Genomic DNA, 25,384 nt, shown 5'->3' with positions numbered 1-25,384 from the left:
CATCGGCCGTTACCCGACTGCGCTTGTACCCCTTCTCACCTGGGCAAACATCTTTTTTGCGGGATCCGGATCACGTGTGCGTGTGTGATCGATGTCCCAAGGGGCCTGCGGCGCCGGCCCGCGGTGGCGCCGGCCGGCGCACGGGTTTCAGGAGGTGCGGACCTGGAGCTCCTTGATCCCGTTGATCCACGCGGAGCGCAGCCGCCGGGGCTCGCCCGCCAGTCGCAGGTCGGGGAGGGCGTCCGCGAGGGCGTTGAAGATCAGGTTGATCTCCAGCACGGCGAGGGACTTGCCGAGGCAGAAGTGCGGGCCGCCGCCCCCGAAGCCCAGGTGCGGATTGGGGTCCCGGGTGATGTCGAACCTCTCCGGCTCCTCGAAGACCTCGGGGTCGTTGTTGGCCGAGGAGTAGAAGATCCCCACCCGGTCGCCCTTCTTGATCTGTTGGCCGCCCAGCTGGAGGTCCTGCGTGGCGGTCCGCTGGAAGGACACCACCGGGGTCGCCCAGCGGACGATCTCTTCGGCGGCGGTCGCCGGGCGCTCCCTCTTGTAGAGCTCCCACTCCTCGGGGTGGGTGAGGAAGGCGTGCATGCCGTGGCTGATGGCGTTGCGGGTGGTCTCGTTGCCGGCCACCGCCAGCAGGATCACGAAGAAGCCGAACTCGTCGGAGGCCAGGTTCCCCTCGTCCTCGGCGGCGACGAGCTGCGACACGATGTCCTTGGCCGGGCACTCCTTGCGGTCCGCCGCCAGGTTCATGGCGTACGACACGAGCTCCATGGCGGAGTCGGCGCCGATCTCCGCGGTGATCGCGTACTCGGGGTCGTCGTACGCCACCATCTTGTTGGACCAGTCGAAGATCTTGCTGCGGTCCTCCTGCGGGACACCGATGAGCTCGGCGATCGCCTGCAGGGGGAGCTCCACGGCGATGTTCGTGACGAAGTCGAAGCTGCCGTCGCCCTTGGCCGCCTCGGCCACCGCCGCCTCGACGATCTTCCGCGCCCGGTCGCGCAGGGTGTCCTCCAGGGACCGGACGGCGCGCGGGGTGAAGCCGCGCTGGACGATCTGGCGGACCCGGGTGTGCTCGGGCGGATCCATGTTGAGCATGATCAGTTTCTGGACGTCGATCTGGTCCCGGCTGATCGACTCGTTGAAGCGGATCACGGCGGTGTTGGTGGTCGAGGAGAACAGCTCGGGGTGCGTGGAGACGTACTTGACGTCCTCGTGCCGCGTCACCGCCCAGTAGCCGGTGTCGCCGAACCCGGCGATCCCGGGCTGCTGCGCGCACCACCACACCGGCGCGGTCCTGCGCATCGCCGCGAACTCGGGCAGCGGGACGGCGGTCTGAAGGACGTCGGGATCGGTGAAGTCGAACCCTTCGGGGAGGGCGGGGCAGGGCATCGGCAGCTTCCTCTCACTGACGCATCACCGGAACACGTCTGACGGCCCATCAGGAGTTGACCGCAAGGTAGTAACGAGTTCTACAAGTGGCAAGACCCTTGCGCACTCGGGCCGTTCTTCACGAGACTGGCAGCAGAACTAGAACGCGTACTAATTCTTGCTGGATCCTCGCTCGGGGCCCGGTCCGGCCTCCCGCGCGGATCCCTTGCTCGATGCCCCCGGTACCTGGTGAGAAGAGGACGAGCTCATGGCCGCGGAACCCGTCATCGTCGAAGCCGTACGCACCCCCATCGGCAAACGCGGAGGCGCGCTCGCCAATCTGCACCCCGCCTATCTGCTCGGTGAGACCTACCGGGAGCTGCTTGGCCGCACCGGAATTCCGGCCGACTGCGTCGAGCAGGTCGTCGGCGGCACCGTCACGCACGCGGGCGAGCAGTCGATGAACCCGGTGCGCAACGCCTGGCTGGCGGTGGGCCTGCCCTACGAGACGGCGGCGACCACCGTGGACTGCCAGTGCGGGTCCTCGCAGCAGGCCAACCACATGGTCGCGAACATGATCGCGGCCGGTGTCATCGACATCGGCATCGGCTGCGGCGTCGAGGCGATGAGCCGGGTGCCCCTGGGCAGCGGCTCCAAGCACGGGCCGGGCAAGCCCTTCCCCGACGAGTGGAACGTGGACCTGCCCAACCAGTTCGAGGCGGCCGAGCGGATCGCCAGGAACCGGGGACTCACCCGCGAACGGGTCGACGCGCTGGGCCTGCTGTCGCAGGAGCGGGCGGCGACCGCCTGGGCGGAGGAGCGCTTCAAGCGCGAGACGTTCGCCGTGCAGGTGCCGACGGACGAGGAGGAGCAGAGCGCCGGCCAGGGCATGTGGCGCCTCGTCGACCGGGACGAGGGACTGCGGGACACCTCGCTGGAGGCGCTGGGCGCACTGAAGCCGGTGATGCCCAAGGCGGTGCACACCGCGGGGAACTCCTCGCAGATATCCGACGGCGCCTCGGCCCTGATGTGGGCGTCGAAGCGGATGGCACGGGCGCTCAAGCTGAAGGCACGGGCGCGGATCGTCGCGCAGGCGCTGGTCGGCTCCGACCCGCACTACCACCTGGACGGGCCGATCGACGCGACGCGTGCGGTGCTCGGCAAGGCGGGCATGTCGCTCAAGGACATCGACCTGGTCGAGATCAACGAGGCCTTCGCCTCGGTGGTGCTGAGCTGGGGACAGGTCTTCGAGCAGGACCTGGAGAAGGTCAACGTGAACGGCGGCGCGATCGCGCTCGGCCACCCGGTGGGCGCCACCGGGGCCCGCCTGATCACCACCGCGCTGCACGAGCTGGAGCGCAGGGACAAGGAGTTCGCGCTGATCACGATGTGCGCGGGCGGGGCGCTGGCGACGGGGACGATCATTCAGCGGCTGTGAGGGTCCCCGTCGGCGGGCGGTGGCTGCGGGGTGACCGGTTTCTCGGCGGCGGCCGGTTCTTCGGAGGCGGCTGATTCTCCGACGGCGGCCGGTTCTTCGAGGGCAGCCGGTTCTGCGAGGGCGGCCGGCGCCTCGAAGGCGACCGGTGCTTCGAAGGCGGCGCGGCGGGTGGCCCTGCGCAGGGCCTTCAGCAGGGCGGGCCCGACCGTCAGGGTCAGCACCACCGTCAGCACGGCCCGGCCCAGGTCCCAGCCCACCGAGGTGGCGAGGCAGTACGCGAGGAAGCGGACCAGGTTCTCGTGCACCGGGTCGCCCGGCACGAAGGAGACCCCGGTGGAGAGACCGCCGATGTACGTCCAGCCCTGGAGGTTCATCACCGTGCCGTAGAAGAACGCGGCCACCGCCCCGTACCCCGCGAGCAGCACCAGCTCAGCCTTCCCGCGCAGCCGCCGCCAGCCGGGCAGCAGCCCCGCGCCCATGGTGAACCAGCCCATCGCCAGCATCTGGAACGGCATCCACGGCCCCACCCCGCCGGTGAGCAGGGCGGAGGCGAAGATCGTGACCGAGCCGAGCACGAACCCGAAGCCGGGGCCCAGGACCCGCCCGCTCAGCACCATCAGGAAGAACATCGGCTCCAGACCCGCCGTGCCGGCTCCCAGCGGGCGCAGCGCCGCGCCCACGGCGGCCAGCACCCCCAGCATCGCGACGGCCTTCGCGTCGAGGCCCGAGTCCGAGATCGTCGCGATCACCACCGCGACCAGCAGCGGCAGCAGCGCGGCGAACAGCCACGGCGCGTCCTTGGAGTGCGCGAGGCCGGCTGCCGAGTCGGCGAGCAGCGGCCACCCGAAGGCGATCACGCCGACCGCACCGACCAGGACGAGCGCGGCGACGGACCGGGGGCCGAGCCGCACCGGCCGCACCGCCCGCGCGGGCCGTGCGGCGCTCACCGCGGTTCCCGCGGGCCGTCGGGGGCGCTCCGGTCCAGCGCGTCGCGCACCTGGCTGACGGTCAGCCACTCCTGGGGCGCGAGGACCTTGGCGACCTGGGGGGCGAAGGCCGGGGAGGAGACCACCACCCGCGCGGTCGGCCCGTCCGCGACGACCTCGCCGTCGGCGAGGATCACCACCCGGTGGGCCAGCTCGGCGGCCAGCTCCACGTCGTGGGTGGCGAGCACCAGGGCGTGCCCGTCCGACGTCAGCTCCCGCAGGATCTCCACCAGCCTGGCCTTCGCCGCGTAGTCCAGGCCGCGGGTCGGCTCGTCGAGCAGCAGCAGCGGCGGCCTCCCGGTCAGCACCAGCGCGAGGGCGAGCGCGAGACGCTGCCCCTCCGACAGGTCACGGGGGTGGGTGGAGTCGGGCACACCCGGCAGCAGCGCGCTCACCAGGGCCCGGCAGGTACCGGCGTCCGCCCCCGCGTCGTGGTCGGCCGCGGCGCACTCCGCGGCGACCGTGTCCGCGTAGAGCAGGTCACGCGGCTCCTGCGGTACGAGTCCCACCCTGCGCACCATCTCGCGCGGCGAGGTCTTCGCGGGAACGCGGCCGCCGGCGGTGACCCGGCCCGCCGTCGGCGCGTGCATGCCGACCAGGGCGTTCAACAGGGTGGACTTCCCCGCCCCGTTGCGGCCCATCAGGGCGACCGCCTCACCGGGCCGTACGGACAGGGAGACGTCCCGCAGTGCCTCCACGCGGCCCCGGCGCAGCGAGAGCCCGGCCGTCTCGGCGACCGGCGGCGCCTGCGGCGCGGGGACGGCGGCGGCAGGCGTCAGGCCGGCCAGCTCGGCGCGCAGGGCGACCGCCTTGCGCCGGGCGTCCCGCACGGACAGCGGCAGCGGCGTCCACCCGGCCAGCCGGCCCAGCCCCACCACCGGCGGGAACACCGGGGAGAGCGCCATGACCCCGGCGCTGTCACCCATCACCGGGGGGAGGCCGGGGCCCGGCAGCAGCACGACCTGGTCGGCGTACTGCACGACCCGCTCCAGCCGGTGCTCGGCCATCAGCACGGTCGTGCCCAGGTCGTGCACCAGCCGCTGGAGCACCGCCAGGACCTCCTCGGCGGCGGCCGGGTCCAGGGCGGACGTCGGCTCGTCGAGGACCAGGACCTTGGGGTGGGCGGTGAGGACGGAGCCGATCGCGACGCGCTGCTGCTGACCGCCGGAGAGCGTGGCGATCGGGCGCTCCCGCAGCTCCGCGAGGCCGAGCAGGTCGAGGGTCTCCTCGACGCGGCGGCGCATCACGTCCGGGGCGACGCCCAGCGACTCCATGCCGTACGCCAGCTCGTCCTCGACGGTGTCGGTGACGAAGTGCGAGAGCGGGTCCTGGCCGACCGTGCCGACCAGGTCCGCGAGTTCGCGGGGCTTGTGGGTGCGGGTGTCGCGGCCGTCGACGGTGACCCGGCCGCTCAGCACACCGCCGGTGAAGTGCGGCACCAGACCGGACACCGCGCCGAGCAGTGTCGACTTGCCGACTCCCGAGGGGCCGACCAGCAGCACCAGCTCGCCCTCGGGGACGGTCAGGTCGACCCCTGCCAGGACGGGGGCGTCCGCTCCGTCGTACCGCACGGAGACGTTCTCGAACCGGATCACTTCACGTTCTTTCTTGAGGCGGACGACTCTCCCGCGAGGGAGGCTTCCTTCGCCGCGGCCGGCGGCGGGGGCACCGGCGCCACGAACGCGGGCAGCAGCCCGAGCAGCACCGAGAGCGCGGGCCAGAGCGGGAACTGCGGTGCCACCAGCGGCAGCACCCCCGGGTGCAGGGCCTCGGGATCGTAGGAGCCCGCCCGGATCATCAGCCCGGCCACGGCCGCCCCCGACCCGGTGACCAGCCAGGACCGCACCCCCCACCTGTCCGGCCGGTACCGGGTGCGCACGCTGCGCCGCCCGCCGAGCCGCAGCCCGCCCATGGCGGCGACGAGCCCGACCAGCAGCACCGGCAGCCCGTACCCCGCGCCCTCGGCGGCCAGCAGCCCGTACGTCCCGGCGCACACGCCGAGCAGCCCGCCCAGGGTGAGCACGCTCGTCAGGTGCCGCACGGCGGGCGGGACCTGGGCGGTACGGCCGTAACCGCGCGCGTCCATGGCGGCGGCCAGGGCCACCGACCGCTCCAGCGCGCCCTCCAGCACCGGCAGACCGATCTGCAGCAGGGCCTTCACCCCGCCGGTCGGCCGGCCGCGCAGCCGGCGGGCGGTCCGCAGCCGTACGACGTCGGAGACCATGTTCGGGGCGAAGGTCATCGCCACCACCACGGCCACGCCCGCCTCGTACAGGGCGCCCGGCAGTGACTTCAGCAGCCGTGCGGGGTTGGCGAGCGCGTTCGCCGCGCCCACGCAGATCAGCAGGGTGGCCAGCTTCAGCCCGTCGTACAGCGCGAAGACCAGCTGCTCGGCCGTCACCCTCCCGCCGAGCCGTACCCCCTTCGCCCAGTCGGGCAGCGGCACCTCGGGCAGCGTGAACAGCACGTGCTGCCCGGGGATGGGCGAGCCCAGGAACACCGAGAACACCAGCCGGATCACCAGCACCATCAGCCCGAGCTTGACGAACGCGCCGTACGAGCGGGCCCACGGTGCGTCGGTGCGGCGCGCGGCGACCACGTAGCCCGCCACCGCGACCAGCAGTCCCAGCAGCAGGGGGTTGGTGGTCCTGGAGGCGGCGGTGGCCAGCCCGAGCGCCCACAGCCACCAGGCACCGGCGTGCACGGCGTTGCTGCGGTGCGCGGCGGGGGCGCGGAGCTGCGGGAGGACCGTACTCATCCCCGGCGGCGGCGGGCCTGCCACACGGCGGCCCCGCCGAGCAGCAGGACGGCCGCGAACCCGACGATCAGCCCGGCGGACGGCCCGCCCCCGTCCTCGTTCCCGCCCCGGACCGCGGTGGGAGCGGCCGCGGAGGGGGAGGCGGCTGTCGCGGAGCCGCCCGGCCCGGACACCTGCTCCGCGCAGCCCGCCTTCGGGTACCCGGCGATCGCGCACAGCAGCGCCGCGCTGTTGTACCGCAACGGCTTCGCCACCTGCGCGAGCGCGTCGGCGGCCGTCGCGTCGGGGCTCACCCGCGCGCACAGGGTGCGCGGCGCGGGCGGCCGCTCCCCGTCCGGGGCGTCCTGCGCGGTGCCGAAGTCGAGGACGAGGGCGATCCGCTTGGTGCCCTCCTGGGCCGCGGTCCGCGCGCAGACGGCGCCGAAGTCGGCGTTCCCGCGCGGCTTCGCCGCGTCCTGCGAGTCCTGGCTCACGGCGAACCGGAACCCCTCCACGGCGCCGTCGTCGGGGCGGGTGGTGGCCGCGCCCTGCGTCGCGTACGTCCACCGTGCGCCGTCGCGCTCCCAGAAGGACCAGTACCGGTAACCGGAGGGGGTGTCCGCGGCCTGGGCGGCGGGCAGGAAGGCGAACAGCACGGCCGCCACCGCGGTCAGCAGCGCGGCGCACCTCGTCGAACGGCTCACAGCTGCCGGTTCTTCTTGTTGCGCCCGCTGATCAGGAAGCCGGCGCCCATGCTCGCCACGAACGCGACGCCGACGATCCACCAGGTCGCGGTGGCCCCGCCGCCGTCGTCCTGCTTCTCCTGCTTCTCCTGGGCGTCGCCCGCGTCCTTCTGCGCCTGCGGCGCCGGGCCGGTCGCGTTCAGCTGCGTGACCAGGTCGGCGCCGCCGAAGGAGCGCGGGTCCGCGCCGGTGGCGTGCGCGGCGAACACCAGCTGGGCGTAGGCGGCGGGGCCGGTCTGCTTCGCCCAGGCGGCGGAGTTCTTCGCCAGCCAGTCGGCGGACCTGGCCGCGGCTTCCTTGTGCCCGTCGGCGGCGAGTGCCACGACCGCGTCGGCGGTGTTACCGAAGTCGGGCTGGGACTCGGCGCCCGGCATCGCGGACATCAGGTGCTGTCCGTTCTTGGCGAGCAGCCGCGAGAGGTAGTCGGAGCCCGCCGACGCGGCGGCCTTCGGGTCGGAGATGCCCTGCTTGCAGCCGGGGGCCGCCTCGACCGGCCGGTCCGTCTTGGGGGCGTCGACGACCAGGCCCTTGCCGAGGGACGCGCTCACCACGGCGGCGGTCGCGTCGGCGTTCGGGAAGAGCTTGCCCGACTTGTCGGGCTGGAAGGCGAAGGCGCCCTGGTTCTCCGCCTTGCCGTCGCAGTTGACCTGGAACGCCAGCAGTGCCTGGAGCGGTGACTTGCCGTCCTTGCCCCGTACGTCCTGCGGCTTCTCGCCCGCGGCGGCCAGTGCCCCGATCACGATCGACGTGGAGTTGGAGTCGGACGGCGTCTTCGGCAAGTAGGCCCAGCCGCCGTCCGCGTTCTGTACGGACCTCAGCCAGCCGACCGCCTTGCGCACGGCCGCGTCCTGGCCGCCCAGCGCGCTCAGTGCCTGCACGGCGGCGGACGTCGCGTTGCTGTCGACCATGGTCTTCGCGTCGCAGGCCTTGGCCGGGTCGGCCCGGAAGGCCGCGAAGCCGCCGTTGTCGCACTGCTGCCCCACCAGCCAGTCCACGGCCTTGGCCGAGGGCCGCACCCCGGTCGTTTGCTGCGCGACGAGCGCCAGCGACTGCCGGAACACCCCGTCGTACGTCGGGTCCCCCTTCCCGTACAGCCCGGACGGAACGGCGACGGGCGACGGGGTCGGCGCGGCGGAGGCGACGGGGGCGGCCACCGCACCGAGGACGGCGGTGGCGGCGAGCGCGGCGGCGCTGCGGCGAAGGGTGATCATGCCCGCATTCTACCGACCGGTACCGGTACCTGGCCGGGGGCGGGTGGCCGCCGCCCCGCGCGCACGGGGGCGCCCGGCGGACCTCGGGGAGGCCGCCGCGACGTCCGGGGGCCGGTGCCCGCCGCGCTCAGCACGCCGTGTACGTCACCGGGTCGCTGCCGGGTACCGCCTGCGCGTGGCCCAGCTTCACCAGGCGGCGCAGATGGGCCTCGGCCTCCGAGACGGCGATGTTCCGTGAGCCGTACGGGATCTGCTCCCAGGGCCTGTTCCACTCCATGCGCCGGGCGAGCTGCCAGGGGGTGAGCGGGGTGGCGAGCAGGGCGCGCAGGCCGGTCAGGCGCTCCTCGTGGTGGGCGATCAGTTCCTCGACGCGCTCGCGCGGGGTGGTGAAGGCGTGCTGGTGGGCGGGGAGGACCTCGGCCACGCCGAGCTGTGCGACGCGCTCCAGCGAGGCCAGGTAGTCGCCCAGCGGGTCCCCGCCGCCGGAAGCACCATGGGCGGGGCCGTCGGGGGCCGCGGTGTCGGGGTCCTCGTACAGGCCGATGTGCGGGGTGATGCCGGGCAGGAGGTGGTCGCCGGAGAAGAGCCGGCCGTGGCCCGGGAGGTTGCGGGGGTGCCGCTCCTCCAGGTGCAGGCACACATGGCCCGGGGTGTGGCCGGGGGTCCACACCGCGCGGAGTTTGCGCCCGGCCAGTGGCAGCAGCTCGCCGGCGACGATCTCGCGGTCGGGCAGCGCCGCGCTCAGCCCGGGGAGCGTGCGCGTCCGGCCGGATTCGCGGGCCGCGACGAGCGGCGCGAGATGGTCGTCGGGGGCTCCGGCGGCGGCCAGCTTGGCGCTCAGGTAGTCGAGCCAGACACCGGGCTCGGCGCTGCGGGTGCGCCGGACGACGTCCGTGTCGGCGGCGTGCATCGCGATCCACGCCCCGGACGCCGCACGGACCTGGCCGGAGAGGCCGTGGTGGTCGGGGTGGTGGTGGGTGATCAGTACGCCGTGGATGGACTCGACCCGTACGTCCAGGGAGGCGAGTCCGGCGGTGAGGGTGTCCCAGGAGGCGGGGTCGTCCCAGCCGGTGTCGATGAGGACCGGGCCGCTGTCGGTGTCCAGCAGGTGTACGAGGGTGTGGCCCAGCGGGTTGTCGGGGATGGGGACCTTGATGCTCCAGACGCCGCCGCCGTGGTCGAGCACCCCCGGTGCGGCTTCGGCCTCCGTGCCCGTACGGTCCGCCCCGTCGGCCCGGCCCGTGCCCTGCGCCCCGGCTGTGCTCCGCCTCATGGCTCTCCCAACTGTCCTCAGTGGTGCGGGACTTGCCTCGCGGTCACTATAACTAGAACCGGTTCCATTGCGGGTCGGGGACGGAAGCCCTGCCAACCCCCAGTCGTCTCAGGGGTGTTGTCGGGGGCATCCCGTGGTTCTCCCCGATGGTCCGGGTGGCTGTACACGGACAGGATCGGGGCATGACGAACACGACGTACACAGCCCCCGTCCGCACCGCCCCCGCCGCCCCCGCCGCCCCCGCCGGGGCCCCCGGCCGCCTCACCCGCACCGCCTTCGTCGCCGGGCCCCTCGCCCTCGTCGCGTACGGGGTCATCCGCCTCCTCAGCGAGCGGGGCGTGCCGAGCGCCGGCTGGACCGCGGGCCATCTGGCCATGCTGGCCGGGCTCGTGCTCTTCGTTCCGGTACTGCTGCACCTGCGCCGGGCCGCCCCCGCATCCAGGCGCGTCCCGGCCGGGGCAGCCCTGGCGGTGGGCCTGGTGGGGCTCGTGGCCACCGCCGTACAGGCGGTGATCGACCTGACGGCCGGCTTCATGGCGGCCGACCGCCCCGAGATGGTCGAGATCTTCCAGCAGGTCAAGGCGGTGCCCGGGGTGGAGCCGGTCGTCTACGGCCTGGTGCCGCCGCTCTTCTTCCTGGGCGCGATCGCCCTGGCGGCGCTCACCTCCCTGCCGCCGCGCACCAAGCTGCTCATGGTGGGCGCACTGGTCCTCGGTACGGTTCTGATGACCCTGAACCTCAACTTCCTCGCGCTGGGCGGCCTCTGCTTCCTGATCGCCCTCGCCCCGCTCCTGCGCGGCGCCCGCGTCACGCCCCTTCCCCGTACGAACTAGAACTGGTATCAGTTCGAGGGAGCGAGCTGACGAGACGTCAGTACGACCGGGCGCGACCGGACTTGCGGGAGGCAGCAGCCATGACCGAGCTTGTGGAGCACCAGCAGCTATATGTGGGCGGCGCCTTGGCCGACCCCCTGGGCCAGGACTTCATCGAGGTCGTCTCCCCGCACACCGAGCAGGTCATCGGGCGCGTCCCGCACGCGAACGAGGCCGACGTGGACCGGGCGGTCGCGGCGGCCCGCCGTGCCTTCGACACCGGGGCCTGGCCCCGGATGCCGCTGGACGAGCGGGTCGCCGTCGTCACCCGCATCAAGGACGCGATCGCCGTACGGCACGAGGAACTGGCCCGGGTCATCACCTCCGAGAACGGCACCCCGTACACCGCGAGCGTGATGATGCAGGCGCTCGCCGCGATGATGGTCTGGGACGCGGCGATCAAGGTGGCGCAGGAGGTCCCGTTCGAGACCAGCCGTACCGGGGTCCTGGGCAACCTCCTGATCAGGCGCGAGCCGGTAGGCGTCGTCGCGGCGGTCGTCCCGTGGAACGTCCCGCAGTTCACCGCGGCGGCCAAGCTCGCCCCCGCGCTGCTCGCCGGCTGCACCGTCGTCCTGAAGGTCTCGCCCGAGACCCCGCTCGACTCCTACCTCCTCGGCGAGATCTGCGCGGAGGCGGGGCTCCCGGAGGGGGTGCTCTCGATCATCCCGGCCGAGCGCGAGGTCAGTGAGTACCTGGTCGGCCACCCGGACGTCGACAAGGTCTCCTTCACCGGCTCGGTCGCCGCCGGCAAGCGCGTCATGGAGGTCGCCTCCCGCAACCTCACCCGCGTCACCCTGGAACTGGGCGGCAAGTCGGCCGCCGTCATCCTCCAGGACGCCGACCTGGAGACGACCGTCGCGGGACTGGTCCCCTTCTCCTGGATGCTCAACGGCCAGGCCTGCGTGGCCCAGACCCGCATCCTGGCCCCCCGCTCGCGCTACGACGAGTTCGCGGAGGCCTTCGCCGCCGCGGCGAACGCGCTCAAGGTGGGCGACCCCATGGACCCGGCCACCGAGGTCGGCCCGCTCGTCGCCAGGCGCCAGCAGCAGCGCTCGCTCGACTACATCCGCATCGGCCAGGAGGAGGGCGCCAAGATCCTCGCGGGCGGCGGCCGGCCTGCCTCCCAGCAGACCGGCTGGTTCGTCGAGCCCACCCTCTTCGGCGACGTCGACAACTCGATGCGCATCGCCCGCGAGGAGATCTTCGGCCCGGTGATCTGCCTGCTCCCGTACGACGACGAGCCGGACGCGGTCCGCATCGCCAACGACTCCGAGTACGGCCTCAGCGGCAGCGTCTGGACGGCGGACGTGGAACGCGGCATCGAGGTCGCCCGCTCGGTGCGCACCGGCACCTACTCGGTCAACACCTTCAGCATGGACATGATGGGCCCGTTCGGCGGCTACAAGAACTCCGGCCTGGGCCGCGAGTTCGGACCCGAGGGCTACGGCGAGTACCTGGAGCACAAGATGATCCACCTCCCGGCGGGTCACGAGGGTCCGGGGGCCTCCTGATGGGCGACCGCTGGCACGTGGAGGTGGACCGCGGCGTCTGCATCGGCTCCGGCATGTGCGTCAACACGGCCCCCGGCGCGTTCCGCCTGGACACCGCACGCCAGTCCCATCCCACCGGACCCGACCGCGACGCCAACGAGGACGTGCTCGCCGCGGCGGAGAGCTGCCCGGTCGAGGCGATCACGATCACCCTGCGCGACACGGGGGAGACGGTCTTCCCGCCGGAGGACTGACCGGGGCCGACCGGCGGCGGTCGGGTGAGCGGCCGCGGTCAGGTGAGCGGCCGGGGCCCGCGCGCGGAGAACGGGCGCGGGTTTTCAGCCCTTCTCCGCGGGCCGGTCCCGCTCCGCCGTCAGGTCGATCAGGCGGCAGACCGTCTCGATGTCGATCTTCACCTGGGCGATGGAGGCGCGGCCCGACAGCCAGGTGATCAGGGCCGAGTGCCAGGTGTGTTCGATGACGCGGACGGCCGAGAGCTGCTCCGGGGTGGGGCGGCGGGTGTCCGTGTCCAGGCCCATCGCGTCCAGGATGATCGCCGTGGTCTGCCGGGAGACGGTGTCGACCTCCGGGCTGACCGAGCGGTCGGCGAAGGTCAGGGCGCGGACCATGGCGTCCGCGAGGTTCGGCTCGCGCTGGAGTGCGCGGAAGGCGCGCATGAGGGTTTCGGCCACCCGCTCCGAGGAGCCCGTGGCGGCCGGGGGACGCTTGCGCAGGGTGAGGTGCATGTGGCTCAGCTGGTCCTGCATGGTGGCGACCAGCAGATGCACCTTGGAGGGGAAGTAGCGGTAGAGGGTGCCCAGCGCCACCTCGGCGGCCTCCGCCACCTCGCGCATCTGTACGGCGTCGAAGCCGCCACGGCTCGCGAGCTGGGCGCTGGCGTGCAGAATGCGCCGCCTGCGTGCCTCCTGACGCTCGGTCAGGGGTGGCGTGGTGGGGACGAGGGCGCCGGACGCCCCGCCGCCGGCCGTTCTGGCTTCCGCTTTCATCTGACCCCGTGCCCCCGTGTCCGTGCCGAGTTCGAGCGAGTCCCTGCGACCGCTGCGGGTCCGTTCCGGGGCGGTCCGTGCCGCCGTGGCGCGAATCACCTGATCCGGACCTTACGCCGCCGCATCATGCCGGTAGATTCAAAGCTCCGTGTTCGATCAACACTGGAACTTGTTCTAGATTAGCGCCAGCGGCTACGCTCCGGCGGACGTGCGTCAAGAAGGGGGCCGAGAGTGACCGCTGAGGCCGTACAGGCGGGTCCCCTGGCGGGGGACGCCACGAAAGCCACCGCCGCCGACGGCGCCGGGGACCGCCCGCTGCGCATCGCGCTCCTCTCGTACAAGGGGAATCCGTTCTGCGGCGGGCAGGGCGTGTACGTCCGCCACCTCTCGCGGGAGCTCGCCCGGCTCGGGCACGACGTGGAGGTGCTGGGGGCCCAGCCGTACCCCGTGCTCGACGAGGGCGTGCCGCTCACCGAGCTGCCCAGCCTCGACCTGTACCGGAGCCCCGACCCCTTCCGTAACCCCGCGCGGCACGAGTACCGGGACTGGATCGACGTCGTCGAGTACGCCACGATGCGCACCGGCGGATTCCCCGAACCGCTGACCTTCTCGCTGCGGGCCAAGCGCCATCTCCTCGCGCGCCGCGGGGACTTCGACGTCATCCACGACAACCAGACGCTCGGGTACGGACTGCTCGGCGACCTCGGCGCCCCCCTGGTGACGACCATCCACCACCCCATCACCGTCGACCGGCTGCTCGACCTGGACGCCGCCCCCACCCCGGTGAAGCGGCTCTCGGTACGGCGCTGGTACGGATTCACCCGTATGCAGAAGCGGGTCGCCCGCCGGCTGCCTGCCGTGCTCACCGTCTCCGGCTCCTCGCAGGCGGAGATCGTCCAGCACCTCGGCGTACGCCGCGACCGGGTGCACGTCGTGCACATCGGCGCCGACACACAGCTCTGGTCGCCGGACGCGGCCGTGCCCGAGGTGCCGGGCCGCATCGTCACCACCTCCAGCGCCGACGTCCCGCTGAAGGGCCTGGTGCACCTCGTCGAGGCGCTCGCCAAGCTGCGCTCCGAGCGGCCCGACGCACACCTGGTGGTCGTCGGCAGGCGGGCCGAGGACGGCCCCGTCGCCCAGGCCATCGAGCGGTACGGGCTCGCGCACGCCGTCGAGTTCGTCAAGGGCATCAGCGACAGCGAGCTGGTCGACCTGGTGCGGGGCGCACAGGTCGCCTGCGTGCCGTCCCTGTACGAGGGCTTCTCGCTGCCGGCTGCCGAGGCCATGGCCACCGGCACACCGCTCGTCGCCACGACGGGCGGCGCGATCCCCGAGGTCGCGGGCCCCGACGGCGAGACCTGCCTCGCGGTGCCGCCCGGCGACGCGGACGCCCTCGCGGGACAGCTGTCGCGGCTGCTGGGGGACCCGGCGCTGCGCACCCGGCTGGGGGCGGCCGGACGGGCCCGGGTGCTGGAGAGGTTCACCTGGAAGCAGGCGGCGATCGGTACCGCCGAGCGCTACCGCGAGGCGATCGCGGCCCAGCCGCCCGCCGTCAAGTCCTAGGCGCCGCAAGGCACTTGCCGCAACAATTCCTCCCCAGTGACCGATCAGACCGCACCACCCCCAACGACGACCCCACCGCCGGATGAAAGCTGAGCCCCCGTGCTGACCGTGGACTTCTCCCGCTTCCCGCTCGCCCCGGGCGACCGCGTCCTCGACCTGGGCTGCGGCGCAGGGCGGCACGCCTTCGAGTGTTACCGGCGTGGCGCCCAGGTGGTCGCCCTCGACCAGAACGCCGAGGAGATCCGCGAGGTCGCCAAGTGGTTCGCGGCCATGAAGGAGGCCGGGGAGGCGCCCGAGGGGGCCACCGCGACCGCCATGGAGGGCGACGCGCTCAACCTGCCCTTCCCCGACGCCTCGTTCGACGTCGTGATCATCTCCGAGGTCATGGAGCACATCCCCGACGACAAGGGAGTGCTGGCGGAGATGGTGCGGGTGCTGAGGCCCGGCGGGCGCATCGCGGTGACCGTGCCCCGGTACGGGCCCGAGAAGGTCTGCTGGACGCTCTCCGACGCGTACCACGAGGTCGAGGGCGGCCACATCCGCATCTACAAGGCGGACGAGCTGCTCGCGAAGATGCGCGGGGCGGGCCTGAGGCCGTACGGCACGCACCACGCGCACGCGCTGCACTCGCCGTACTGGTGGCTCAAGTGCGCCTTCGGCGTCGACAACGACAAGGCGCTGCCGGTGAAGGCGTACCACAAGCTCCTGGTCTGGGACATCATGAAGAAGCCGCTGCTCACCAGGCTCGCCGAGCAGGCGCTCAACCCGGTCGTCGGCAAGAGCTTCGTCGCGTACGCCACGAAGCCGCACCTGCCGGCCGCCGCGGTCACGGACACCAAGTGACCAGCCCCGGTTACACCGAACACCTCGTCCTGCCCGGTGTGCTGACGGCCGATCAGGCCGCCGAGACCGTCGCCGGGATACTCGCCCAGCAGCGCCCGGACGGTGCGATCCCGTGGTTCAGGGGCCACCACCTCGACCCGTGGGACCACACCGAGGCGGCGATGGCGCTCGACGCCGCGGGCGAGCACGAGGCGGCGGCCCGCGCCTACGAATGGCTGGTGCGCCACCAGAACCCGGACGGTTCCTGGTACGCCGCCTACGACGACGGCGCGCACGAGCGCCCCACCGACCGCTCCCGCGAGAGCAACTTCTGCGCGTACATAGCGGTCGGCGTCTGGCACCACTACCTGGCCACCGGCGACGACGCCTTCGTCGACCGGATGTGGCCCGCCGTGTTCGCGGCCGTCGAGTTCGTCCTGGGGCTCCAGCAGAGCGGCGGACAGATCGGCTGGAAGCGCGAGGAGGACGGGACGCCGGTCAACGACGCGCTGCTCACCGGGAGTTCGTCCATCCACCAGGCGCTGCGCTGCGCCCTGGCCATCGCCGAGCAGCGCGAGGAGCCGCAGCCCGACTGGGAGCTGGCGGTCGGCTCGCTGCGGCACGCGATCCGGCGCCACCCCGAGCGGTTCCTCGACAAGAACCACTACTCGATGGACTGGTACTACCCGATCCTGGCCGGCGCCCTCACCGGCCCCGCGGCCAAGGAGCGCATCGAGGCCCGCTGGGACGCCTTCGTGGTACCCGGCCTCGGAGTGCGCTGCGTACTGCCCAACCCGTGGGTGACGGGCGGCGAGAGCTGCGAACTCGCCCTGGCGCTCTGGGTGATGGGGGAGTCCGACCGGGCCCTGGAGATCCTCCAGTCCGTCCAGCACCTGCGCGCCGACGACGGCAGCGGTCTCTACTGGACCGGTTACGTCTTCGAGGACAAGGCGCTGTGGCCGCAGGAGCTCACCACCTGGACCGCGGGCTCGCTGCTCCTCGCGGTGGCCGCGCTCGGCGGCGAGGAGGCCACCTGCGCGGTGTTCAGCGGTGAGCGGCTGCCGCTGGGCCTGGACCCGGACTGCTGCTGACCGACGGACACCGCACGGGGGCGGGGCGCGCTCACGAGGCCGTGCGCGGGGCGTGACGTCGTACGTGGACCGCGACCTCGGGCGCGGGGCGCGATGTCATGCGCGCAGCGTGCCCCGCGTCCGGTCCGTCAGCGGCGGCGTACCCCACTGGCGATCGCATGGCCCACGAACAGGTAGACCACGGCCGGCAGGCCGTAGCCCGCCACCACGCGCGCCCACTCCTCGTCGAAGGTGAACAGGTCGTAGGACCAGCCCGCCAGGAAGTGCGCGGCGTCCTTCACGAAGCCGACCAGCGCGTTCCCCTGGTTGGCGTCCAGTAGGTAGAACAGGATCCACAGACCGAGGATCAGGGCTGCGATGTCCGCGACGACAGCGATCAGGGTCGCGGCTGGATTTCCGGTGCGCGTGCGTGTGGACATGCCGAACATGTTGCCGAATTGACGGTCGTCAAACCCGGATGGCCCTGCTCCGGTGGTGGGTGTTCGAGGCCCGGGTGACGCTGCGGGGAAGTGCTGTCCTCGCTGCCGCAGCGCCGTCACTGTCCTCAAGCCCAGGCCCCGGGAGGCCCACTGTGTCCCGTACCGCCCTCCACTTCACCACCCCGACCCGCCGTGCGTTCGTCGCGGTGCCGCTGACCTGCGCGCTGCTGATGCCGCTCGCGGCCTGCAACGACGACGACAAGGACACGAAGTCGAGCCAGGCGGCGAACGCGTCCTCCATGGCCAGTCCGAACGCCTCGTCCTCCCCCCAGGCCGAGAAGCAGCGGCTCGCCAAGACCCGGTTCGTCGCCAACGCGGGGCTGGCCGCAGGAGCGGCCTACCAGTGGGTCGTGAAGCCCTTCAAGGCGGGCAAGTTCAAGAAGGGCGCGGACGGCCGGAAGTTCGCCCTCGTCAAGGCGGGTCTCGCGGGTGCGTTCACGTACAACAGGCTGAAGGCGGCGGTCAACAACGCCAAGGGTGACCCGCTGCTCTCCAAGGCGGTCGGCCCGATGACCAACGGCATCGAGTCGCTGAAGGGCCTCGGCACCAAGCTGGCCGCCGGTACCGCGGGCGCCGGTGAGGTCGGCCTCTTCGAGAAGGCCGTCAACGGTGTGAAGAGCGCGGGCAAGAGCGCGGGCGCGGAGGTCACGGACAAGGTGCCGTCGGCGGGACAGCTCGCGAAGGGCTGAGCCGCGGCGCTTCGGCGGGCGAGCCCGCGAAGGGTCGAGCCGCGGCGGTCGAGCCGTGGCGCGGTGTTCGGCCGGACGGGGGGCTGCCCCCGTCCGGCCGTCACCCTGCGCGGGCTGCTCGCGGGTCTCCGCCATGGGTTCGTTCCGCCGGTCGCCGATCGCCGTCGCAGGCCGCCGGTCGCCGGACATCGGCCGCCGTCCCGTCGGCGCGGGTCGCCGGACATCGGTCGCCGTCCGGCCGTCCGGCCGTCCCGTCGGCGCGGGTCGTGGGTCGCCGGACACCGGCCCCCCCGCCCGGTCAGCGGTTGAGTTCGGCCAGCACCCGCAAGGTGACCGGGTCCGGGGCCGTGACCAGCAGGTCGGTCACCGGGCCCTTGCGCCACAGCTCCAGCCGCTCGGCGATCCGCCCGCGCGGGCCGACCAGGGAGATCTCGTCGGCGAACGCGTCCGGCACTGCCAGTACCGCCTCCTCCTTGCGTCCGGCCAGGAACAGGTCCTGGATGCGACGGGCCTCCTCCTCGTACCCCATCCGGGCCATCAGGTCCGCGTGGAAGTTCTTCGCGGCGTGCCCCATCCCGCCGATGTAGAAGCCGAGCATCGCTTTGACCGGGAGCAGGCCCTCGGCGATGTCCTCACAGACGTGCGCGCGGACCATCGGGGCGACCATGAAGTCGGGTGTTAGTTCGGGGAGTTGGTAGACGTCCGGGCGCATCGGTGACCAGTAGAGCGGCAGCCAGCCGTCCGCGATGCGGGTGGTCTGCGCGATGTTCTTCGGCCCCTCCGCGCCGAGCAGGACGGGCAGGTCCGCCCGGAGCGGATGGGTGATCGGCTTCAGCGGTTTGCCGATGCCGGTACCGTCCTCGCCCCGGTACGGGTGCGGGTGGAAGCGTCCGTCCAGCTCAACGGGGGCCTGACGCCTCAGGACTTGGCGCACCACGTCCACGTACTCCCGGGTCGCGGTCAGCGGGCTGCGCGGGAACGGCCGTCCGTACCAGCCCTCCACCACCTGCGGTCCGGACAGTCCGAGGCCCAGCAGCATCCGGCCGCCGGAGAGGTGGTCCAGGGTGAGCGCGTGCATGGCCGTCGCGGTCGGGGTGCGGGCCGCCATCTGGACGATCGCGGTACCCAGCCTGATCCGGCTGGTGTGGGCCGCGTACCAGGTCAACGGGGTGAAGGCGTCGGAACCCCAGGCCTCGGACGTCCACACCGAGTCGTAACCGAGCCGCTCCGCCTCCTGTACGAGCGCGAGGGCGTTCGGATCGGGGCCGCGCCCCCAGTAACCCAGCGCGAGTCCAAGCCGCATGGCACCGCCTCCCGTTCACGCGACTCCGCGTGAGCCCACGGAGTAGCTGACGGATCGTCAGCTCGACACAGCGTACGGGCCGGGAAGCGGCCGGGACAAGGCAACGGCCCCCGCCTCGCAAGTGAGGTGGGGGCCGGGGCGCGCAGCCGGTGCGCGGGGGGAGACGAGGCGGGCGCGGTCAGCCGCGCTGGATCCCCGTGGTGTCCTGGAGCAGACCGCGACGGCCGTCCTGGGTCTGGGCCACCAGGCCGGGACCACGCTGGTCCACCGCCAAGTACCAGGTGCCGGGGGCGAGTTCGGCGATCGGGGTCGGCGCGCCGTCCTCCGGGTAGAGCGGGCGCGCGACCGGAACCGCGAACCAGAACGGTGCGAAACCCGACGCGTCCGCGCCGGCCGGGGCCTGCTCGCCCTGCGCGGGCCGGCCGGCGTCCGGAGCGGCCTGGGCCGCGCCCGTCTGCGCCGCCTGGGCCGCGTGCGGGTCCTGGGTGGCTCCGGCCGGGTAGCCGTAGCCGCCCGGCGCCGGCTGGCCGCCGTACGACTGCTGCTGGCCGCCCGGGTAACCGTAACCGGCACCCGGCTGGGCGCCGTAGGGGTGGTTGGCGACGGCCGGCTTCGGGGCGCCCATCAGCGGGGCCTTGAGGGCCGGGACCAGCGGGGAGGCGACCGCGCCTGCCGCGAGGACCAGCGCGGCGATCAGGCCGAGGATCAGACCGGCGCCGGAGCTGCCCGCGTCGATGATCGTCCAGAACGCCGTCCAGGCCGCGAAGACCGCCAGGGCCACGCCGAACTGCCCGAGCTCGATGCCCGCCACCTTGCGCTGCGCGGGGAGGCCGCGCGCCACGACGATGAGCACCGCGGCGATGACCCCCGCGAGGTACACGCTCATCAGGAGCCCGAGGGAGTCCCAGGCGTTGACGGACACGCGGGGGCAGAAACGCGCGTCGATGCCAGAGCAGTCGGGAGCTGCGTTCAGGCTGAGGAACGAGGCGATGAACAGCACCACCGCTGCTCCGATCACCACGCCATCACCTCGTGTGAGGGAGCGGATGTTCACTTAAAGTCCTTTGTCAGTCGTCTTCTTCAGGGCTTCTTCGGGGCGGTTGTCGCTGCGCCGGTGTGCGCGGTTCACGCGAGAACTCGGTGCGAAGCTCGGGGGTGGCTCCCCATCGTACGGATGAATGTATCGTCCGATCGCTGGGGCGCCCCCATCGTTGCCGGTCGGTGACAAGCCTTGGCCGCCCGCGCCGTGGACCGCCCGGCAGTCCTACCCCCTCAGAAAGCCGCTGATGCCGTCGGCCATGCCCTGGGCCGCCCTCTGCCGCCAGGAGGGATCGCTCAGCAGGGCGATGTCCTGGGGGTCCCGCATGTTTCCGCACTCGATGAACACCTTCGGCACGGTGGAGAGGTTGAGCCCGCCGAGGTCGCTGCGCACCACCAACCCGGTCCTCTCGCCCAGGTAGTTGGCGGGGGCGTCGCCCGTCGCCCGTACGAAGTTGCCGACGATCCGGGTGCCGAGCTCGCGCGAGGGGCCGACGATCGACGAGGTGTCGGCAGCGCCGGAGTTCACCCGTGCGGGCAGGATGACGTGGAAGCCGCGATGACCGGCGGACGAGCCGTCGGCGTGGACGGAGAGGACGGCGTCGGCCCTCGCTTCGTTCCCGATGCGGGCCCGTTCGTCGACGCACGGACCGTACGGGCGGTCGGCGTTCTGGGTGAATTTGACGCTTGCGCCCTGCTTTTCGAGAAGGGCTTTCAGCCGGCGCGACACATCCAGTGTGAATTCCGCCTCGGTGTAACCGGCATTGCTCGCCGTACCCGTGGTGTCGCATTCTTTGCTGTTCGTGCCGATGTTCACCTGGCGATTGATTTCGCGGGTGTGGTGGAAATTGCCGGGATTGTGGCCGGGGTCGACGACGACCGTACGGCCGGAGAGGGGCCCGCCGGCCGGGGGCCTTTGACCTGCGGGCGCGGTGGGGGACGCGCTCAGGGAGCCGCCGCCCTGGGTCGCGGGCGCGCCGGGTCTGGCGTCCCGGCCGGCGGACGGCCCCGGGCCGCCCGTGGCCGACGCGCTCGGCAGCGGCAGCACCTTCGGCGGCTCGTCGCCGCCGCCGGGGCCGCTCATCGCCTGCCAGACGAGCCAGCCCGCAAGGCAGGTGGGCACCAGGGCGGCGGCCACGATCAGGGCGTTGCCGCGACCGCGGCGCGGGCGCTGTCCCGACTCGGGCTCGGGCGGATCTTCGTGGGGGTAACGACCGTCGTACGACACAGGGCGATGCTATGCGCGCGGCTCAGATCCCCGAGCCGGTACGCCGCAGGACGCGCAGCGAGTCGGTCACCGAGACCTCGGTGAACGCGCCGGACGCGAGGGCCCGGAGATACACGCGGTACGGGGCCTGGCCGCCGTCGGCCGGGTCGGGGAACACGTCGTGCACGACGAGCAGCCCACCGGGGGCGACGTGCGGGGCCCACCCCTCGTAGTCGCCGTTCGCGTGCTCGTCGGTGTGCCCGCCGTCGACGAAGACCAGCCCGAGCGGGCTGCCCCAGACCCGGGCCGCCTGCGGCGAGCGCCCGACGAGGGCGAGCACGTGCTCCTCAAGCCCGGCGCGGTGCAGCGTCCGCCGGAAGGTCGGCAAGGTGTCCATGACCCCCAGCTCCGGGTCCACCACGCTCTCGTCGTGGTACTCCCACCCCGGCTGCTGCTCCTCGCTGCCACGGTGGTGGTCGACGGTCACGGCCGTCACCCCCGCCGCACGCGCGGCGTCGGCGAGCAGCAGCGTGGAGCGCCCGCAGTACGTCCCCACCTCCAGCAACGGCAGCCGAAGCTCCTTCGCGACCCCGGCCGCGGCCGCGTACAGGGCCAGCCCCTCATGGACCGGCATGAAGCCCTTGGCCCCCTCGAAGGCGGCGAGGACGGCGGCGCTGGGCGCGAGGGCGGGGGATGTCATGAAGCGTCTCTTCCGGTTGCGGGGCGCACAGGGACCACAAGGACAGGGACACGACGGACGCCGCGCCTGGGCTGGTCATGGTGCCGTACGGGGGCGCGGGGGAGTCGTGCGGGGGCCCGCGAAACCCTTCCGGCCGTCGCCGCGTCACAAGGGTGCCCTCGCCCTCTTCGCCGGACCTCGGGAGTTCGCATGCGTGTCGGAGCAGTACGTGTCACCGGTCGGGTCGCTGTGCTGGTGCTCGCGGTTCTCGGTGCGGGTGGCCTTGCCGGGTGCGGTGGTGCGGGAGGCGGGGCAGGAGGGCGGGTGGACCCGGCGGAGGTGGCGGAGCGGGCGCGGCTGGTGGCCCAGGCATGGGACGCGTCGCGTGCGGCCGCGGCGTGGCGGGCGGGGTATCACCCGATGGGTGACGTGGTGCAGCCGCCGCGGGGCGGGTGGCGGGGGCGGGCCGACGAGCAGGCCTACCGGGAACGCAACTTCGTCCTGCGGGCGGCCTTGCCCGCCGCCCCGCCCGGGTACGGCCGGGCGGTGTGGGCGGCCGGGCAGCGGCAGCTCACCCGGCCGGTGCAGGGCGCGGGCGCGGCGTACGAGGCGCTGTCGGGCGGCCGGGCCGGGAAGGGGTCGCGGCTGACGGTGACCGGGGTGCGGCTCGGGGACATGACCCTGGCCACCAGCGGCGGGCCCGCGGTGGTACCGGCCTGGCTGTTCACCCTGGACGGCTACGACACCCCGTTGAGGCGGGCCGCCCTCGTCGCGTCCGAGCCGCCCTCCTCGCCGGTGGGGGAGGCCCGGGGCGTGCCCGGCGGGCCGCTGGAGCACCTGAGCCGGGTCGCCGCGGACGGGCGGTCGGTGACCGTGGGTGCCTTTCGCGGTGACTGCGGCGGCGGGCTCGCGGTGGACGTGCTGGAGACGGGCGGCACCGTGGTGCTGACCGTCTCTCTGGGGGAGCGGGGAAGTGGGGGGCTCTGCACCAAGCGGGCCGGGCTGCGAGAGACGACGGTGCGGCTGGAGCGCGCCCTGGGAGAGCGCCTCCTGCTCGACTCGTACACCGGCCGGTCGGTGCCCAACCGGGACGCTGCGATGAAAGTGCTACCGGTGAGCGGGAGTTGAGGTTCGCGGACCCATGTGACCTGTCGTCAGGTCCGCGCGTCTCCTGACCTTCCGTCAGAATGGAACGTGTTCTACTCTGCCCGACCATGGGCATCGGAATCACGCGTGAGCACCACGAGTTGGCCGAAGCGGTGCGTGGCTGGGTGGCGCGGGTGGCGCCGCCGCAGGACGTGCGCAAGCTCCTCGACGGCGAGACGGACGGAGGAGGCGGTGGGCGGCCCGCCTACTGGGAGGGGGCCGCCGGGATGGGGCTGCTCGACGTGCACCTGCCCGGTGGCGGGGGGAGCGTGCTCGACCTCGCGGTGGTACTGGAGGAGACCGGGAGGGGCGCGCTCCCGGGGCCGTTCCTGCCGAGCGTGCTCGCCGCCGCGCTCCTCCAGCGCGGCGGGCATCCCGGGCTCGCGGCCGGCCGTCCCGTCGCCGCCGTCGCCACCGGCCCCGGCACGCTGACCGCCACCGCGGGAGCGGACGGGTACCGTCTCGACGGCGTCGCCCCACCGGTGCTGGGCGCGGGCCCGGCGGCAGACCTCGTACTGCTGGCCGCAGAGGCACCGCAGGGGACCATATGGCTCGTGGTGGACGCCGGTGACCTGGCGATACGGGTCCAGGCCTGCGCCGACCCCACCCGGCCGACCGCCGAGGTGCGCGCCGAGGGCGTGCTCGTGCCCGCGGAACGCGAACTCGCCCTGAGCAGCGCCCTGGTGAGTGACCTGGCGGGCGTGCTGTACGCGGCCGAGGCCTGCGGCACCGCGGCCTGGGCGCTCGACACCGCCACCTCGTACGCCAAGGTGCGCGAACAGTTCGGACGCGTCATCGGCCGGTTCCAGGCGGTCAAGCACCTGTGCGCCGACATGCTGGTCCGGGTCGAGCAGGCGCGGGCCCTGGTGTGGGACGCGGCCGGGGCCGTCGACGAACCGGCGGACGTGCGCGGGCTGACGGCCGCACTCGCCGCGGGCACCGCCCTGGACGCCGCCTACTCGTGTGCCAAGGACTGCATCCAGATCCTCGGCGGCATCGGGTTCACCTGGGAGCACGACGCCCACCTGTATCTGCGCCGGGCGCTGGTGGCACGGCAGCTGCTGGGGGCGGGGGACGGCCACCGGCTGCGGGCGGTGCGCCTGGCCGGGGCGGGGACGCGGCGGGAGCTGCGGATGGAGCTTCCGGCGGAGGCGGACGCCTACCGCGCCCAGGCCCGCGAGGTGATCGAAGGCGCGCGGGGGCTCGACCCAGGGGCGGCCCGGCGGCTGCTCGCCCCCGCCGGGTACGCGGCCCCGCACCTCCCCGAGCCGTACGGAATCGGCGCGGGACCGGTGCGACAGCTGGCCGTGCAACGGGAGTTGGGTGCCTCGGGAGTCACCCTGAGCGGGCTCGGCATCGCCACCTGGGTGGTGCCCTCGCTCATCGCCTACGGCTCGGACGCGCAGAAGGAGAGGTTCGTACCGCCCACTCTGCGAGGTGAGTTGCTCTGGTGCCAGCTGTTCAGCGAACCGGAGGCCGGCTCGGACCTCGCGTCGCTGCGCACCCGCGCCGAACGCACCGAGGACGGTGGCTGGCGGATCAACGGGCAGAAGGTGTGGACGTCGGCCGCCCAGTGGGCCGACTACGGCATCCTGCTCGCCAGGACCGACCCGAACGCCCCCAGTAAGCACCAGGGGCTCGGCTACTTCGTCGTCGACATGAAGAACACCCCCGGCATCGACATCCGGCCGCTGAAGGAGATCACCGGGGAGTCCCTGTTCAACGAGGTGTACTTCGACGACGCGGTGCTGCCGGCCGACGCCCTGGTGGGGGCGGAGACGGGCGGGTGGAAGGTGGCCCGCAACACCCTCGGCAACGAGCGCGTCCACATGGCCGACCAGGTCGCCTTCGACACGGGCCTCGAAGCACTGATCGGGCGGTGCGACGGCCTCGACGGCGCCACCAGGGTGCGGATCGGCGCGCTGGCCGCCGAGGCGCACGCCCTCGCCTGCATCGGGCTGCGGACCACCCTCCAGCAGGTGGACGGCCTGGAGGCGGGCGCGGGGGCGAGCGTCAGGAAACTCGTACAGACCCCGCACCAGCAGAAGGTCGCCGAGCTGGCACTCGAACTCCTGGGTCCGGAAGGTGCGTTGGCGGAGGGGCCCGGAGAGCGCGCCGTGCACGGCTTCCTGATGTCGCGGTGTCTGACCATCGCGGGCGGTACCACCCAGGTCCAGCTCAACGTCGTCGCCGAGCGCATCCTCGGCCTGCCGCGCGACCAACAAGGGGAGTGAGC

The 25,384-nt window shown here is 73.0% G+C and carries 23 protein-coding genes; 10 read left to right on the top strand and 13 right to left on the bottom strand.

Features of this window, described 5'->3' with window-relative positions; translation table 11 throughout:
• Positions 1-147: 147 nt before the first annotated feature.
• Complete coding sequence (locus tag ACIQM4_RS15965; RefSeq protein ID WP_401591586.1) at positions 148-1,395, bottom strand: cytochrome P450; 1,248 nt, start codon at positions 1,393-1,395, stop codon at positions 148-150.
• A 247-nt stretch (positions 1,396-1,642) separates the two neighbouring features.
• On the opposite strand from ACIQM4_RS15965, the gene ACIQM4_RS15960 reads away from it, so the two are divergent.
• Positions 1,643-2,812: a steroid 3-ketoacyl-CoA thiolase gene (locus ACIQM4_RS15960; protein WP_401591584.1), complete on the top strand. Its 1,170-nt coding sequence runs from the start codon at positions 1,643-1,645 to the stop codon at positions 2,810-2,812.
• Here the strand turns inward: ACIQM4_RS15960 and ACIQM4_RS15955 are convergent.
• The 6 genes from ACIQM4_RS15955 to ACIQM4_RS15930 all read right to left on the bottom strand — a co-directional run bounded on the left by ACIQM4_RS15955 (position 2,800) and on the right by ACIQM4_RS15930 (position 9,762).
• Positions 2,800-3,759: an ECF transporter S component gene (locus ACIQM4_RS15955; protein ID WP_401591582.1), complete on the bottom strand. Its 960-nt coding sequence runs from the start codon at positions 3,757-3,759 to the stop codon at positions 2,800-2,802. The two genes, ACIQM4_RS15960 and ACIQM4_RS15955, sit on opposite strands and share 13 nt — an antisense overlap.
• Complete coding sequence (locus ACIQM4_RS15950; RefSeq protein ID WP_401591580.1) at positions 3,756-5,393, bottom strand: ABC transporter ATP-binding protein; 1,638 nt, start codon at positions 5,391-5,393, stop codon at positions 3,756-3,758. Before ACIQM4_RS15950 ends, ACIQM4_RS15955 begins: the two co-directional genes overlap by 4 nt.
• The gene (locus ACIQM4_RS15945) at positions 5,390-6,556 is read right to left on the bottom strand and encodes an energy-coupling factor transporter transmembrane component T (protein WP_401591578.1); all 1,167 of its coding nucleotides are present in this window, start codon (positions 6,554-6,556) and stop codon (positions 5,390-5,392) included. The genes ACIQM4_RS15950 and ACIQM4_RS15945 overlap by 4 nt, the downstream gene beginning before the upstream one ends.
• Positions 6,553-7,239 (bottom strand): SCO2322 family protein, encoded by a 687-nt coding sequence (locus tag ACIQM4_RS15940; protein WP_401591576.1) that lies wholly within the window; start codon positions 7,237-7,239, stop codon positions 6,553-6,555. The genes ACIQM4_RS15945 and ACIQM4_RS15940 overlap by 4 nt, the downstream gene beginning before the upstream one ends.
• Complete coding sequence (locus ACIQM4_RS15935) at positions 7,236-8,486, bottom strand: prenyltransferase/squalene oxidase repeat-containing protein (protein WP_401592326.1); 1,251 nt, start codon at positions 8,484-8,486, stop codon at positions 7,236-7,238. The genes ACIQM4_RS15940 and ACIQM4_RS15935 overlap by 4 nt, the downstream gene beginning before the upstream one ends.
• A 130-nt stretch (positions 8,487-8,616) precedes the next feature.
• The gene (locus tag ACIQM4_RS15930; protein ID WP_401591574.1) at positions 8,617-9,762 is read right to left on the bottom strand and encodes an MBL fold metallo-hydrolase; all 1,146 of its coding nucleotides are present in this window, start codon (positions 9,760-9,762) and stop codon (positions 8,617-8,619) included.
• A 182-nt stretch (positions 9,763-9,944) separates the two neighbouring features.
• On the opposite strand from ACIQM4_RS15930, the gene ACIQM4_RS15925 reads away from it, so the two are divergent.
• The 3 genes from ACIQM4_RS15925 (at position 9,945) to ACIQM4_RS15915 (ending at position 12,378) form a co-directional block, all read left to right on the top strand.
• On the top strand, positions 9,945-10,595 hold the full coding sequence (locus tag ACIQM4_RS15925; RefSeq protein WP_401591572.1) for a hypothetical protein: 651 nt from the start codon (positions 9,945-9,947) through the stop codon (positions 10,593-10,595).
• 80 nt (positions 10,596-10,675) lie between these two features.
• Entirely contained in the window at positions 10,676-12,145 is a 1,470-nt protein-coding gene (locus ACIQM4_RS15920) for an aldehyde dehydrogenase (protein WP_401591570.1), read from the top strand.
• The gene (locus ACIQM4_RS15915; RefSeq protein WP_401591568.1) at positions 12,145-12,378 is read left to right on the top strand and encodes a ferredoxin; all 234 of its coding nucleotides are present in this window, start codon (positions 12,145-12,147) and stop codon (positions 12,376-12,378) included. Before ACIQM4_RS15920 ends, ACIQM4_RS15915 begins: the two co-directional genes overlap by 1 nt.
• Positions 12,379-12,462: 84 nt before the next feature.
• On the opposite strand, the gene ACIQM4_RS15910 is transcribed toward ACIQM4_RS15915, so the two are convergent.
• Positions 12,463-13,131: a TetR family transcriptional regulator gene (locus ACIQM4_RS15910; protein WP_401591566.1), complete on the bottom strand. Its 669-nt coding sequence runs from the start codon at positions 13,129-13,131 to the stop codon at positions 12,463-12,465.
• Between the two features lie 231 nt (positions 13,132-13,362).
• Between ACIQM4_RS15910 and ACIQM4_RS15905 the strand changes: the two genes are divergently transcribed.
• The 3 genes from ACIQM4_RS15905 to ACIQM4_RS15895 all read left to right on the top strand — a co-directional run bounded on the left by ACIQM4_RS15905 (position 13,363) and on the right by ACIQM4_RS15895 (position 16,607).
• Positions 13,363-14,694 (top strand): glycosyltransferase family 4 protein, encoded by a 1,332-nt coding sequence (locus tag ACIQM4_RS15905; RefSeq protein ID WP_401591564.1) that lies wholly within the window; start codon positions 13,363-13,365, stop codon positions 14,692-14,694.
• Positions 14,695-14,793: 99 nt separating this feature from the next.
• Complete coding sequence (locus ACIQM4_RS15900) at positions 14,794-15,537, top strand: class I SAM-dependent methyltransferase (protein WP_401591562.1); 744 nt, start codon at positions 14,794-14,796, stop codon at positions 15,535-15,537.
• Positions 15,534-16,607 (top strand): prenyltransferase, encoded by a 1,074-nt coding sequence (locus tag ACIQM4_RS15895; RefSeq protein WP_401591560.1) that lies wholly within the window; start codon positions 15,534-15,536, stop codon positions 16,605-16,607. Before ACIQM4_RS15900 ends, ACIQM4_RS15895 begins: the two co-directional genes overlap by 4 nt.
• A gap of 128 nt (positions 16,608-16,735) precedes the next feature.
• Here ACIQM4_RS15895 and ACIQM4_RS15890 read toward each other — a convergent pair whose 3' ends face one another.
• Positions 16,736-17,026, bottom strand: coding sequence for a hypothetical protein (locus ACIQM4_RS15890; protein WP_401591558.1), 291 nt, complete (start codon positions 17,024-17,026; stop codon positions 16,736-16,738).
• 230 nt (positions 17,027-17,256) lie between these two features.
• Between ACIQM4_RS15890 and ACIQM4_RS15885 the strand changes: the two genes are divergently transcribed.
• Positions 17,257-17,775 carry a hypothetical protein gene (locus ACIQM4_RS15885; protein ID WP_401592324.1) on the top strand — a complete coding sequence of 173 codons (519 nt, stop codon included), beginning with the start codon at positions 17,257-17,259 and terminating at the stop codon, positions 17,773-17,775.
• Between the two features lie 298 nt (positions 17,776-18,073).
• Here the strand turns inward: ACIQM4_RS15885 and ACIQM4_RS15880 are convergent, their stop codons facing one another.
• The 4 genes from ACIQM4_RS15880 to ACIQM4_RS15865 form a co-directional block, all read right to left on the bottom strand.
• A complete protein-coding gene (locus tag ACIQM4_RS15880; protein ID WP_401591556.1) occupies positions 18,074-19,078 on the bottom strand; it encodes an LLM class F420-dependent oxidoreductase in 1,005 nt (334 codons plus the stop codon).
• A gap of 178 nt (positions 19,079-19,256) precedes the next feature.
• The gene (locus ACIQM4_RS15875; protein WP_401591554.1) at positions 19,257-20,132 is read right to left on the bottom strand and encodes a hypothetical protein; all 876 of its coding nucleotides are present in this window, start codon (positions 20,130-20,132) and stop codon (positions 19,257-19,259) included.
• Between the two features lie 210 nt (positions 20,133-20,342).
• Positions 20,343-21,344 carry an N-acetylmuramoyl-L-alanine amidase gene (locus ACIQM4_RS15870; protein ID WP_401591552.1) on the bottom strand — a complete coding sequence of 334 codons (1,002 nt, stop codon included), beginning with the start codon at positions 21,342-21,344 and terminating at the stop codon, positions 20,343-20,345.
• A gap of 22 nt (positions 21,345-21,366) precedes the next feature.
• The gene (locus ACIQM4_RS15865) at positions 21,367-22,023 is read right to left on the bottom strand and encodes a class I SAM-dependent methyltransferase (protein ID WP_401591550.1); all 657 of its coding nucleotides are present in this window, start codon (positions 22,021-22,023) and stop codon (positions 21,367-21,369) included.
• A gap of 303 nt (positions 22,024-22,326) precedes the next feature.
• Here ACIQM4_RS15865 and ACIQM4_RS15860 point away from each other — a divergent pair, with 303 nt between their 5' ends.
• Together ACIQM4_RS15860 and ACIQM4_RS15855 are read left to right on the top strand one after the other, a co-directional pair.
• The gene (locus tag ACIQM4_RS15860; protein WP_401591548.1) at positions 22,327-23,130 is read left to right on the top strand and encodes a hypothetical protein; all 804 of its coding nucleotides are present in this window, start codon (positions 22,327-22,329) and stop codon (positions 23,128-23,130) included.
• Positions 23,131-23,216: 86 nt separating this feature from the next.
• Positions 23,217-25,382, top strand: a complete 2,166-nt coding sequence (locus ACIQM4_RS15855) for an acyl-CoA dehydrogenase (protein WP_401591546.1) — start codon at positions 23,217-23,219, stop codon at positions 25,380-25,382.
• Positions 25,383-25,384 lie beyond the last annotated feature (2 nt).

The sequence above is a fragment of the Streptomyces sp. NPDC091272 genome (assembly GCF_044757485.1).
Taxonomy (GTDB): Bacteria; Actinomycetota; Actinomycetes; order Streptomycetales; family Streptomycetaceae; genus Streptomyces.
This window is presented reverse-complemented; position numbering and strand designations above follow the sequence as displayed.